Genomic DNA, 12726 nt, shown 5'->3' with positions numbered 1-12726 from the left:
ACCCCGGATAGTTATCGCACCACTCACCAGCAAGGGACAGCCGTTGGGCTGTCGCCCCGAGATTCGATTCCGGGGCAGACGGGCCCGCATCCTGCTCGACCAGATCCACTCGGTGGACCGGCAGCGCCTGGGTGAAAAAATGGGCAGTATCGCGCTGGAAAGCTGGCATCCGGTCTTGATGGAAATGCTGGCCTGAATCAGGCACTGCCGATGAAATGACGAATTCATGGAGTCAGCGGCAATGGCGAGGAGTGGTACATGGATGTACCGTTTACGGACCTGAGGATGGCATGCGCCTACCGGCTTATCCACCCTACGAAACTAAGCAGTAGGACCGGTTCCGGGCGGAGTTCCAGGAGCAGAAACCACCGGCACCAGTGAAGCAGGGCGCCGGCAAATCTCTCCGTGACATCTATGTGCAGGACCTAATCGGGTTCTCTAACGTCCTGGCGCGACACGCCGCGTGCGCCTTTAATCAATTTCCGGTCAAAGGTGTAGAAGGGTGTACCCTCAGGACTCGCAGCAAGGTGCAGGGCATCGGCAAAATCGAGTCCTTGTTCATGCCACTCCAGGGCCATGGCGACCCGCTCGCCCTCTTCCAGCACCACGTTTTCAAGGCCGAACAGCCGCCGCAACACGGCAACTATTTCCCGCGGTGAAAACTTGTAGGCATAGCGCAGCACCCACTCGCACTCCAGCGCCACGGTGGTGGAGATAAAAATCTTATGGTCATTGAAGAGATGGTAGGCGCGTTGGAATTGCGACTCGTCATCACGGCTCAACAGGCGCACCACGATGTTGGTATCAACCGCGATCATGGTGGTCACGCACCCCGGCGGCAATCGCGTCTTCCATCTCGTCAAGACTTATCGCCGGCCCTGTGTAGGGAAGCGACCCAGCCACTTCATCGAGGGAGGTCGGTGCAAAGGGAGCTTTGCTCCGCAACAGCACACCGTCAGGGGTATCGATCACCTCAAGGGTCTGGCCCGAGCGCCAGTGATGCGACTCGCGCACCGTTTTGGGAATGATCACCTGCCCCTTGCTGGAAAGGCGTGTGGTGGACATGATGATTGTACCTCGCAACAACAAAGTAAGATCGCGTTCTTACTTTAGCCCGATAGGATACAGATTGCAAAGGGGGCCGACGTTGATGGGAATTGACGTGGTCAGCCATTTTGTTACACCCGGTTAAGTTGCTTTCTTCCTTCTGCGGTTTGCCCTCTATTCCGAACATTGAGTTGCACATACGAGTTAAATCCGCGACTCATAGTTAGTGCCTATCCAGAAACTACAGAAATCGTCATTCCGGCGAATGCCGGACAAAAGCGCGAAGCGCGTTGCACGACTGAAAGTCGGCCCGAAGGGTGAGCGAAGCGAATAATCCAGTAACCTGTTGAATCCCCTGGACCCCGGCCTCCGCCGGGGTGACGACAATTTAAATTACGTGCGTTTCTGGATGGACACTAGTTAGCCCGAATCATCAAGAATGACCAGCCCAGTTCAACCAATCGAGTTGATAGGTATTGCACCTGGAGCCACGGCTGATACAGTGACACCTTCTCTCTTCCGCAACAAAAGGAGCTTGTTACGCCATGAGAATCCCGCTGCGTTTATCCCCGGTAAAACTGTTGTGCCTGTGCTGGCTGCTCGCGGCCGGCGGTCACGCACTGGCCGAGGCACCCCGGCTGATGCTGGCGACGTTGTGGCATTCGGGGGACGACCCGACCGGCTGGTGGGTGAGCGAGAAGTACGACGGGGTGCGTGGCTTCTGGGACGGCACGCGCATGCTGAGCCGAGGCGGCGAAGCCATCAACCTGCCCGCGGCCTTCCGCGCCGCCCTGCCGCCATTTCCGGTCGACGGCGAGCTATGGGCCGGGCGGGGCCGTTTTGCGCAAACGCTGGCGAGCGTGCGTGATTATGCACCCGGGCCGGGCTGGGATGAGATCCGTTACCTGATTTTCGATGCGCCAACACAGGCGGGGCCGTTCGAGGCGCGTATGCAGGTGGTGCAACACTGGCTGGCGCAACGGCCGCCCTCCCCCATCGGCCTGGCGACCCAGACCCGCTGCACCGGAAGGATGCATCTGGAACAGGTGCTGGATGGCATCGAGACACAGGGGGGCGAGGGGGTGATGTTGCGCGCCGCCGCCTCCCCCTACCAGCCGGGCCGCAGCGAGCACCTGCGCAAGTACAAGCGCTTCGACGACAGTGAGGCGGAGGTGGTGGCTTACAACCCCGGCCAGGGCAAGTACGCGGGGCTGGTGGGATCGCTGCAGGTGGTGCTGCCCGACGGCACCCGCTTTGCCGTCGGCTCGGGACTGAGCGATGCCCAACGGCGCGATCCGCCGCCAATCGGCAGCACCATCACCTTCAAGCACCACGGCTGGACCCGCCACGGCAAGCCGCGCTTTCCGGTCTTCTGGCGTGTTCGTAAACCGTAGTTGGCGGTTGAGTGAGTGAATGGGGAGGCGCTACGCCTCCCCAACAGCGCCCGTGTTTGACCCGATCAAACCAGACCACTCTCCTCTACCCAGGCGACCACCCGCCCGAACGGCACCTCCGCCAACCGCCCGAACAGCGGGTGTCCGCCGAGTTTGGCGCGGCTCAGCCCGGGCGACGAGATCCCGCACAGGAAGCGGGCGATCGCCCGTGCCGAGTCGAGGGCGGCGGCCTTTTCCGCCAGCAGCGGGGCCAGTTGGTCGACGAGGCCCGGCGGGATCGCCCGCTGTTCTCTTTCCGGCAACGGTTGTGCCGGCTCCAGACAGCCGCTGCAGTGACCGCAGGGGGCCTCCAGAGTCTCGCCGAAGTGGGCGGCCAGCAGGGCGGTGCGGCATCCCTCCAGCGCGGCCAGTTCACATACCTGGCGCAGGCGCCGCAACTCACCCGCCTCGCGGCTGGCCATGCGCTGGTGCAGCGCCGCGGCGAGGCCATCGAGATCGTCCGGCATACGCCGGCGCGTGTAGCGGTGGCGCACCCCGGCGGCCTGCAACTCCAGCATCCCCTGATCACCCAGCCAGTCGAGGGCGCGAACGACCCGCTCGCGCGGACATTGCAGGGCGGCGGAGGCGGCATCGGCATCCAGGGAGAGCCAGGTGCGGCCTTTTTGCGCCTGCTTGAACAGGGCGCCGAGAAATGCCCGCCGCTCACCCTCGAAGCGCTCCAGGATCGCCTTTGAGCCGAGCAACGGCTTGAACTTGTACTGGCTGTAGAACGGCGTGCCGCCCTCCAGCAGGCCATCCAGTTCCAGGTAGGTGAGCAGGGTGCGCAACACCAGGGGGCGGATGTCGTGACGGGCGGCCAATTCGTACAGGGAGAGATCGAACTCGGCCTCGCGGCCAAACAGATCGTGGAGCAGGCTGTGCAGGGCGCCGGCCCCCGGCGTGTCCCCATAGATGAAATTCTCCAGCACGTTGAGGTCATCCGGGCAGAACAGCAGGTGGCAGATCGAGGGTTCGCCGTCGCGGCCGGCGCGGCCGATCTCCTGGGCGTAGTTCTCCAGGCTCTTGGGTGGGTTGTAGTGGTAGACATAGCGGATATTCGCCTTGTCCACGCCCATGCCGAAGGCGATAGTGGCCACCACCGCGGCCTGCTCCGAGCCCATGAACCACTCCTGCACCCCGGCGCGTGCCTCGTCCTGCATGCCGGCGTGGTAGGCGCGGGCCGGCCAGCCGGCGGCGGCGAGTTTTTCGGCCAACTGCTCCGCCGTCTTCTGCAGGGTGACGTAGACAATAGCGGGACCGGACGGGCGCTCCTGCAGCATGCCGAGCAGCGCGGCGTCGCGCTGGGCGGCGCTGACCACGCTGCTGCGCAACTCCAGGTTGGGCCGGTAGAAGCCGGTGCGCACTGCGCACTCCGGGGCGATATCGAATACCCGGCGGATATCCTCCAGCACCGGCGGCGTGGCGGTGGCGGTCAGGGCGAGGACCCGTTCGGCACCGATCTGCCGGGCAAAGCCGGCCAGCTTGAGATAATCGGGGCGGAAGTTGTGGCCCCACTCGGAGATGCAGTGCGCCTCGTCCACCGCGAACAGCGACACCCGCACCCGGGCGATGGCCTCGCGGAAGCGTTCGTTGTTGAACCGTTCCGGGGCGACATAGAGCAGCCGCAGGCGACCGTCGCGCAACTGCTCCATCACGTCACGGTACTCTTCGGCGTTCAGGGTCGAGTCGAGCCGCCGGGCGGCGATGCCGCGCTCGCTCAGGGCATCGATCTGGTCCTTCATCAAGGCGATCAGCGGCGACACCACCAGGGTGACACCGGGTAGTAGCAGCGCCGGCAGTTGATAGCAGATCGACTTGCCGCCGCCGGTGGGAAACACCGCCGCGGCCGAGCGGTCCGCCAGCAGATGGCCGATCACCGCCTCCTGGCCGGGGCGGAAGCCGTCGTGGCCGAATTGCTCCCTAAGCGTGTTCAGAATCCTTTCTTGCATGGTAATGCTCCGTGTTGTGGCTGAACCTATATCCTAACAGCATGGCTGCCGCGATGCATGGCCCTGAATTCGTAGGGGTGCAATCGAAAGTGTTGGTCAGTAGTACTGTAGGGTGGATAAGCTTGCGCATGCCATCCTCAGGTCCGTAAACGGTACATCCATGTACCACTCCTCACCGTAGCAATGGTGGATGCGCCTACCGGCTTATCCACCCTACGGGCTGAATCCGTAAATAACCGTTTTTTCGGTTGCCAAATAAGCTGACCAACACTTTCGATTGCACCCAATTCGTAGGGTGGGTTAGCGGCGCACAGGCACCACGCTTCCCGGCCACTACCACACCCGGGCGCCGCGTAACCCACCGATTTCTCAACCGCCAAACGGTGGGTTACGGCGCGCGCACGATGCAATGCAAACGACCAACCCCGGCGCAGGGCGCGCCTAACCCACCCTACAAGTACTGCGAGCTCCGATACACGAGTTACCAGTCCGGGCCATGGATGTATGTTCGGGGCGCCCTGGATCAATGGAGGGTGTTCTCGCTGCCGTCGCCCTGGAGTAACATGGCCGACTTTGCCTAAGCCCACTGATGACAAACCCGCAACGAGCACGCCATTGAACATCGAGATCCAGGAGATAACCGCCATGCTGCTGCGCAGGGAGTGCGGCCCCGGCGCCTACGAGCGCGGTAACAGTTATTTTCACCAGGGGCGGGTCGAGATCATCGAGGTGATCCGCTCGGACGACGCCGGCATCCGCCTGCTGACCACCACCCGGGGCAGCGGCCAGCGGCTCTACGACCAGGATATTGGACTCTACCGCTCGCCCGAGGGCATCGAGATCGAGGGCTTCTGCGACTGCCCGGTGGGGTATAACTGCAAGCATGTGGTTGCCGCCTGCCTGGCCTGCCGGCAACGCGAGGGAGCCGGCCGGATCCAGTCCGGCGACGCCTCGGCCTTTGCCGACTGGCTCGAACGGTTTCAGTCGCCGGAACAGCCCCTGGCGCGGACCGGTGGAGCCGCGGTCGATCAGCTCCTCTATGCCCTCGAGCCGGGCAGTAAGGGCGCCATCGAGGTCAACTTCACCGTTGCCCGGCGCAAGCGTGACGGCCGCTTCGGCAAGGGGCGCCGGGTCACCCTGGCGACCCTCGGCAATCACTACCAGACACCGCGCTACCTGCAGCCGATCGACGCGGAGATCATCGCCCTGCTGAATGCCTGCAACACCTATCAGTGGGGCGGCACGCTGTTGCGCGGAGCCGCCGGCAACCCCGCGCTGGGCATGATGCTCGACAGCGGACGCGCCTTCTGGGGGGAGCAGCGTGAGCGGCCGCTACGGCGCGGCGCGGTCCGCGACGCCGTGTTGAAATGGGAAAACGAAGGCCGCATGCTGCGCCTGGTGCTCGGCCTGGCGGATGCGGCGCTGATGGTGCCCGTCACCCCGCCCTTGTATATCGACCCGGCGCGCCACGAGGCCGGGGCAGTGGTGCTGCCAGACGGGATCGATGCCGATCACCTGCATGCTATCGCCTCGGCCCCGCCGGTCCCGCGCGGCGAGGCCGGACGGATCAGCCGCCTGCTGGCGCTACACCACCCGCAACTGCCCACCCCCGAGCCGGTCGAGATCACCGATCTCGGCGCGGTACCGCCGGTGCCGCGGCTCACCCTGCATCTCGACGGCAGCGAGCCGCTCAACTCCATGCTGGCGCTGCAATTCCGCTATGGTGGAAAGGGCGAGAGGGGCGAGCTGCTGATCGATCCCGCCCCCGGCGCGGCGACGATCACCCGGGGGGAGGACGGCAGGCTGCTGCGCATCCACCGTGACCCAACCGCCGAGAGCGCGGCCGGCGAACGGCTGATGGCCGAGGGCCTGCAGCGCGATGCGGCCCGGCCGGGTCGCTTCACGCCACTACCCATCGCGGGCGCGCGCCAGGCCGCCCTGGGCGCCTGGTTCCGCTTCCTCGGCGAGGTGGTGCCGCGCCTGCAGGCCGAGGGCTGGCAGGTGGAACAGGCAGCGGAGTCGACCCTCAGCCTCAGCCGCGCCACCGACATCAGCGCCGAGGTGGAGGAGTCGGACAGCGACTGGTTCGGCCTGCGCTTCGATATCCAGATCGGCGACCGGAAGTATCCCTTGCTGCCGCTGATCAGCGGGCTGATCGACGACTATCGCCCCGGCACCCTGCCACCGACCCTCTATCTTCCCTATGCAGCGGGTCACTATGTCGAGGTGGCGCGGGAGCAGATCGAGCCGATCCTGCAGAACATCATCGAGCTCTTCGACAGCCTGGGGGGCGGCAGTGAACTGCGCCTGTCACGCCTCGATGCGCCGCGCCTGCTGGAGCTGGGCGATATCGAGATCCGTGGCGCGCGCTCCCTGCAACGCCTGGCAAAAAAACTGCGCGGCTTTACCGGGATCAAACATGTCAAGCCGCCCAGCACCTTCAAGGGCGAACTGCGCGGTTACCAGCAGCAGGGGCTGAACTGGCTGCAGTTCCTGCGCGAGTATGAGCTGGCCGGCATTCTCGCCGACGACATGGGGTTGGGCAAGACGGTGCAGACCCTGGCCCACCTGGCGGTGGAAAAGCGTGCCGGGCGGATGCAGCACCCCAGCCTGATCATCGCCCCCACCAGCCTGATGGGCAACTGGCGGCGCGAGGCGACGCGCTTTACTCCGCGGCTCAAGGTGCTGGTGCTGCACGGCCCCGGACGGAACGAGCATTTCCACACCCTGGACGCGTACGACCTCATCCTCACCACCTATCCGCTGCTGCCGCGTGACCGGGAGGTACTGCTCGCCCAACCCTGCCACTACCTGATCCTCGACGAGGCGCAGCAGATCAAGAACCCCCGCGCCCAGGCGGCGCAACTGGTGCGGGCGATCAAGGCCAACCATCGCCTCTGTCTCACCGGTACGCCGATGGAGAACCACCTGGGCGAACTGTGGGCCCAGTTCGACTTCCTGCTGCCGGGTTTCCTGGGCAGCCACGAGCAGTTCACCCGCCGCTATCGCACCCCGATCGAAAAACAGGGCGACCAGGCGCGGCTGCAACGCCTCGCGCAACGCACCGCCCCCTTCATGCTGCGCCGTACCAAGGATGTCGTCGCCGGCGAGCTGCCGCCGAAGAGCGAACTGCTGCGCACCGTGCCCATCGCGGGCAGGCAGGCCGCCCTCTACGAGAGCATCCGCCTGACGATGGAGAAAAAGGTGCGCGACGCCATCGCCAAAAAGGGCCTGGCGCGCAGCCACATCACCATACTCGACGCCCTGCTCAAGTTGCGCCAGGTCTGCTGCGACCCGCGCCTGCTGCCGGTGGGGACCGGGGGCGGCCGGGACGCCCGTTCAGCGAAACTGGAGATGCTGATGGAGCTGCTGCCGGAGCTGCTCGAAGAGGGGCGCCGCATCCTGCTGTTCTCCCAGTTCACCTCCATGCTGAGCCTGATTGAGCAGGCGCTGCAGGGGGCGGGGATCCGCTACTGCAAGCTGACCGGGCAGACCCGCAAACGCGACCAGGTGATCGACAGCTTCCGCCACGGCGAGGTGGACCTGTTTCTCATCAGCCTCAAGACCGGTGGCGTCGGGCTCAACCTCACCGAGGCCGACACCGTGATCCACTATGATCCCTGGTGGAACCCGGCCGTGGAAATGCAGGCCACCGATCGCGCCCACCGCATCGGCCAGGAGAAGCCGGTGTTCGTCTACAAGCTGATCACCGAGGGCACCGTCGAGGAGAAGATCCTGGCCCTGCAGGCGAAGAAACAGCAGTTGGCCAACCGGGTCTATGGAAAAGAGAAAGCGGGAGACGAGTTACTCCTGGACGCCGCCACCATCAGCGCCCTGCTGGCGGCCGATACCGCCCCCTGAATGTAACTACTCAATCGGTCTGTAAGTGACTGGCCTGCCTTGCCGGCCTCACACGTTGGCTTATCTCCTCGAATCCGGCCCCTTTTTCAGCGCCTGCCCAAACTCGCTTCGCTCAAACAAGGGCAGGCTTGAATCTGAAAAAAGGGCCGGATTCGAGGCGCCATCAAGATCGGCCAACAAGGCAGGCCAATCACTCCGTGAGTAGTTACCCCTGAACGATGCCCTGAACCCATACGCTTTCGCCGTTCACCACAGGGGCTTGCCCAGCTGCTCGGCATAGGCGGAAAACATCATGTTGAAGCTGATGCTGATGCGTTCAGCGTCGCTGCCGTTGGCCTCGACCGAGTGCTGCAGCCAGGCGGGAAACAGCAACAGGGTGCCGGGCTCGACCCGCACCACCACCTGGTCGGTATTGGCCGCGGTCAGCTCCGTGACCGGCGGGCGAATGATGGCGGCCTGCACCCGGGGGTCGTGGAAGTTGATGCTATCGGCGCCCGCCGGCGTCTGCAGGTAGTAGACCCCGCTGAGGTAGTTGTTGGGGTGGCTGTGGCTGCGGTGGGCCACCCCCGGTGGGTTGACGTTGGCCCAGCAGCCGGTGATCTCGAACGCCTCGTAGCCGATCTTCAGATAGCGCAGGATGTTGCCGATACTCTCATCGATATAGCCGACCAGGGTGGCGCACTCGGGGTGCCGGTGCAGATCCCGCGGCGACTGCCAGCCCTGGCCCGCTGGCCGCGCCTCGGCAACCGGGCGGAGGCGGTCGAGCAGGGGCACCATCTCACCCTGCACCCGGGCGCGCGCCGCCGCTGTCAGATGGAATGTCCAGACCGGGGTCGGGAACAGGCCGAGCTGTTCCACCTTCTCCATCCACACCGGCTGGCCGTTCATGATCCATCGTCCTCCTTGTAGTTCATCATTCTAATAAACTAGTTTCGTAGGGTGGATAAGCCGGTAGGCGCATCCACCATTGTTGCGGTGAGGAGTGGTACATGGATGTACCGTTTACGGACCTGAGGATGGCATGCGCTTTCCTTCGCTACGATCGGTCAAGCCCGACTGGCTCCTAGACCGGCTCATTGCCCACATGGCTGGAGAGTACCCGGATCAGGTTCCCGCCCGGCTCCCTGAGATTGAAGCTGGAGTGGATGCTGCCCGGTTCGATGGGCGAGGGGTTGAGCTCCAGGGTGGCAAATCGCCGATGGGTTGCCTCCAGGTCATCCACCATCAGATCGAAATCCGCCTCCCCCGGGGTGAACTGGGTCACCTTGGAGAGGATCAGGTGGGTGCCGCCGCGCATTTCGAAAATCGCGTAGTCTTCCCCCAGGTCCACCGGGCGCATACCCATCCGGCGCATGAAGTCGGCGGACTGCTCCAGCCGGTTGGTCGCCAGAAAAATATGCCCCACCCATAGCGGAGGCCGCTGATCTGTGTTGCCCATCACCATCACCCTGAAACGAAAAACCTGACCCATAGTAGCATAGCCCTTTCTGGCGCTCCGGATCAGCGCGTTGGGGTTCGCAAGCTCACCCCAACTACGGCCCACACCCCGTCCGGGGAGTGGGAAACTGGCAAGGTGCGGTGTATGTGGATAGCAGCAAGGCATAGCCGTGCCAAAAAAATTCCGGTATCGTTGCCTGCTCATTTTTTAATCGATTTTGGGTAGTGAGCCATGAGCAAACCTTTTATCGCAGTTCTGATGGGATCCGACTCGGACCTGCCGGTACTTCAGTCTACGATGGATGTTCTCAACTCCCTCGGTATCCCGTTTGAGGCGAAGATCACCTCCGCGCACCGCACCCCGGATGCGACCCACAGTTATGTGAAGGATGCCGATGCCCGTGGCTGCGCCGCCTTTATCTGCGCCGCCGGGCTGGCGGCGCATCTGGCCGGCACCGTGGCCGGTCTGACCCTGAAACCGGTTATCGGCATCCCGCTGGACAGCGGTCCCCTGCAGGGGATGGATGCACTGCTCTCCACCGTGCAGATGCCGGGCGGCATCCCCGTGGCCACCGTGGCAGTGGGCAAGGCCGGCGCCAAGAACGCCGGCTATCTGGCCGCACAGATCCTGGCCCTGTCGGACCCCGACCTGGCGGCCAGGATCCGCGCGGACCGGGAGAGAAACGCCAACGAGGTCAAGGAGAAGGATGCCAAACTGCAGGCATCCCTCTGAGCCCGGGAACGGATGCGTCACCCGGTTATCCCCTGGAAACTGCGTGAGGCCGCGCGCTGTTTTCATCACGGCGGCCTCATTGCCTACCCCACCGAGGCGGTCTACGGCCTCGGTTGCGACCCCCTGAATGAATCCGCCATGGAGGCGCTGCTGGCACTCAAGCAACGTCCGGTGGAAAAGGGCGTGATCCTGATCGCCGCCGATTTCGAGCAGCTGCGGCCCTTTGTGAAACCCCTGGCGGAGCCGTTGATGCAGCGGATCCTGGCCAGCTGGCCGGGACCCCACACCTGGCTGTTGCCGGCCGCCGACTGGCTACCGTTCTGGCTCACCGGGGTGCACGCCAGCCTCGCCGTACGGGTCACCGCCCATCCGCCGGCCGCCGCCCTCTGCCGCGCCTGCGACTCCCCCCTCGTCTCCACCAGCGCCAACCGCAGCGGCCAGCACCCGGCCCGCTCCGCGCTGCAGGTGCGTCTGCGCCTGGGCAGCCGGGTCGACTGCCTCCTCAATGCGCCGCTGGGCGGCCGCCGCGCCCCCTCCACCATTCGCGACGGCGCCAGCGGCCGGGTGATTCGGGGTTGACGGATATCCTACTGGGGCGATCGCTATTCGGGGGAGATAAAAAAACGGACTCATCTGGGGAGGGGATGAGCCCGAAAGCGCCGTTTAAGCGCCGGAGGAGTTGCATTGGGGAACTGTAACCACAGCCCCCCGAATGCGACGATGTACCCTTTGCCATATGCGGTTCATCGTGGAAAACATCACTTCAACCTTCACTACTATCTTCGACCGTCCCTGATAAAACTTTAGACGATTTTTTGACATTCTGCAGTTTTTACAGCGTACTCACGGATCGGGTCTAGCTCTTGCCGGCCACCCGCTTGATCCGGCTGTCGTTGAGTTCGGTTATCCGCTCGATCAGCCCGCTCATGCCGCTGCGCCGCACCTCCCTGGCAAAGCTGCTGCGGTAGTTGGTGACCAGGCTGATCCCCTCGATCTTGACGTCATACGCCTTCCAGTCACCGTCCTGGATGTGCATGCGATAGACCACCGCCACCGGTGGGGCACCCGTGCGATTGATCAGGGTATGCACCGCCACATCGCTGTCCCCGTCGTTCATGCGCAGCGGGGTATAGCTAATCTCCCAGCCCTGGAACTCCTTGAAGGCGGTGGAGTAGGTCCTCACCAGCAGACGCTGGAACTGCTCGGAAAACGCCTGTTTCTGCTCAGCCGTGGCGCGGCGCCAGTGCTTACCCAGCACCAGGCTGGAGACATGAACGAAATCCACGTGGGGAACCAGCACCTCATTGGCCAGCTGATAGACAAAGGCCGGATCCTCCCGCATCCGCTCCTGGTTATTCTGCAGAATCTGCTGCAGCTGATCCGAAATCCGCTGCACCACCTGCTGTGGCCCGGCCAGCTCTTCCGCTGGGGCCGTCAAGGGCAGGCAGACAAGCAACAGCAGCAACATGCACTGCCGGCGTGTAATTGAACTCAGAGCTGATATTCCCATTTCTGTTTATCTCCGTAAGCCCTGTTGATCCCTCTCCAGGGGTAAATAAAATCTGACCCGAAAGCCGGGCCACGTTATCAGTAGCGGACAGCCCGGGGCTTTTCTTGATAGCCAGCAGGCGAAATCCCGAAAAAAGATCCGGCTTCGTCCCCCGGCATGGGGCGCCGCCCTGTCGCAAGCGACGGATTCTAAACCGAGGCGGGGCGCTCCCCTACCCCACTATCCCGAGGGGGCTGTAGGATTTTTCAGAAAACATCCCTTACCACCATCTCCGCTCAACCCAGATGCTGATCGATCCACTCATCGATCCAGTGCACGGCGCGCGCTCCGCTAAACCGCCCCATCTCCTGTTGGCGGTGAAACAGGATCACCGTGGGGAATCCACGCAGGCGGTAATGGCCGGCCAGTTTCATGTTGTCATCCACCTCCACCTTGGCCAGCCGAACCTCCCCTGCCCGCTCCCCGACCACCCGCTCCAGGGCTGGCGCCAGGGCCAGGCAGGGGGAGCACCACTCGGCCCAGAAATCCACCAGCACCGGTCCCTGCTCCGAGGCCGCCAGTACCTGCTGTTCGAACCCATCCACATCCACGTCAAAAATATAGGGTGACTTTTGCATACTCCACCGACTCCATACACTGCTTGCCGATCAAAACCGGGCAAAGATACCATATCCGGCTATATCTTGAGTGGAGCCGCGCAGGGTGGTGCGGTATCTTAGGAGACCGTTTAGTGAACCCAAATCTTTCAATAGCTGC

12 protein-coding genes are annotated in these 12726 nt (G+C 63.7%); 5 read left to right on the top strand and 7 right to left on the bottom strand.

What is annotated here, in order from left to right; translation table 11 throughout:
- Nucleotides 1-196: type II toxin-antitoxin system PemK/MazF family toxin (locus O9K64_RS21140; protein ID WP_275100103.1), on the top strand; the 196-nt coding region annotated here is incomplete at its 5' end.
- Nucleotides 197-425: 229 nt separating this feature from the next.
- Here the strand turns inward: O9K64_RS21140 and O9K64_RS21135 are convergent.
- Both O9K64_RS21135 and O9K64_RS21130 read right to left on the bottom strand, forming a co-directional pair.
- Nucleotides 426-818, bottom strand: a complete 393-nt coding sequence (locus O9K64_RS21135; RefSeq protein WP_275100102.1) for a type II toxin-antitoxin system VapC family toxin — start codon at nt 816-818, stop codon at nt 426-428.
- A complete protein-coding gene (locus O9K64_RS21130; protein ID WP_275100101.1) occupies nt 805-1065 on the bottom strand; it encodes an AbrB/MazE/SpoVT family DNA-binding domain-containing protein in 261 nt (86 codons plus the stop codon). Before O9K64_RS21130 ends, O9K64_RS21135 begins: the two co-directional genes overlap by 14 nt.
- A gap of 527 nt (nt 1066-1592) precedes the next feature.
- On the opposite strand from O9K64_RS21130, the gene O9K64_RS21125 reads away from it, so the two are divergent.
- Nucleotides 1593-2441 carry a DNA ligase gene (locus O9K64_RS21125; protein WP_275100100.1) on the top strand — a complete coding sequence of 283 codons (849 nt, stop codon included), beginning with the start codon at nt 1593-1595 and terminating at the stop codon, nt 2439-2441.
- 65 nt (nt 2442-2506) lie between these two features.
- Here the strand turns inward: O9K64_RS21125 and O9K64_RS21120 are convergent, their stop codons facing one another.
- Nucleotides 2507-4429, bottom strand: a complete 1923-nt coding sequence (locus O9K64_RS21120; protein WP_275100099.1) for a RecQ family ATP-dependent DNA helicase — start codon at nt 4427-4429, stop codon at nt 2507-2509.
- Between the two features lie 615 nt (nt 4430-5044).
- Between O9K64_RS21120 and O9K64_RS21115 the strand changes: the two genes are divergently transcribed.
- Nucleotides 5045-8290 (top strand): DEAD/DEAH box helicase, encoded by a 3246-nt coding sequence (locus tag O9K64_RS21115; protein ID WP_275100098.1) that lies wholly within the window; start codon nt 5045-5047, stop codon nt 8288-8290.
- A 246-nt stretch (nt 8291-8536) separates the two neighbouring features.
- On the opposite strand, the gene O9K64_RS21110 is transcribed toward O9K64_RS21115, so the two are convergent.
- Nucleotides 8537-9178, bottom strand: a complete 642-nt coding sequence (locus O9K64_RS21110; RefSeq protein WP_275100097.1) for a 2OG-Fe(II) oxygenase family protein — start codon at nt 9176-9178, stop codon at nt 8537-8539.
- Between the two features lie 175 nt (nt 9179-9353).
- Complete coding sequence (locus O9K64_RS21105) at nt 9354-9728, bottom strand: VOC family protein (protein ID WP_275100096.1); 375 nt, start codon at nt 9726-9728, stop codon at nt 9354-9356.
- 231 nt (nt 9729-9959) lie between these two features.
- On the opposite strand from O9K64_RS21105, the gene purE reads away from it, so the two are divergent.
- Both purE and O9K64_RS21095 read left to right on the top strand, forming a co-directional pair.
- Entirely contained in the window at nt 9960-10460 is a 501-nt protein-coding gene (purE, locus tag O9K64_RS21100) for a 5-(carboxyamino)imidazole ribonucleotide mutase (RefSeq protein WP_275100095.1), read from the top strand.
- 12 nt (nt 10461-10472) lie between these two features.
- Nucleotides 10473-11039 (top strand): L-threonylcarbamoyladenylate synthase, encoded by a 567-nt coding sequence (locus tag O9K64_RS21095; RefSeq protein ID WP_275100094.1) that lies wholly within the window; start codon nt 10473-10475, stop codon nt 11037-11039.
- Nucleotides 11040-11316: 277 nt separating this feature from the next.
- On the opposite strand, the gene O9K64_RS21090 is transcribed toward O9K64_RS21095, so the two are convergent.
- Nucleotides 11317-11970, bottom strand: coding sequence for an MlaC/ttg2D family ABC transporter substrate-binding protein (locus tag O9K64_RS21090; protein ID WP_275100092.1), 654 nt, complete (start codon nt 11968-11970; stop codon nt 11317-11319).
- A gap of 275 nt (nt 11971-12245) precedes the next feature.
- Nucleotides 12246-12587, bottom strand: coding sequence for a thioredoxin family protein (locus O9K64_RS21085; protein ID WP_275100091.1), 342 nt, complete (start codon nt 12585-12587; stop codon nt 12246-12248).
- Nucleotides 12588-12726: the final 139 nt, after the last annotated feature.

It is taken from the genome of Sedimenticola hydrogenitrophicus, assembly GCF_029017505.1.
GTDB lineage: Bacteria > Pseudomonadota > Gammaproteobacteria > Chromatiales > Chromatiaceae > Sedimenticola > Sedimenticola hydrogenitrophicus_A.
The sequence above is the reverse complement of the archived record's forward strand: the minus strand, read 5'-3'. Positions and strand labels throughout refer to the sequence as shown.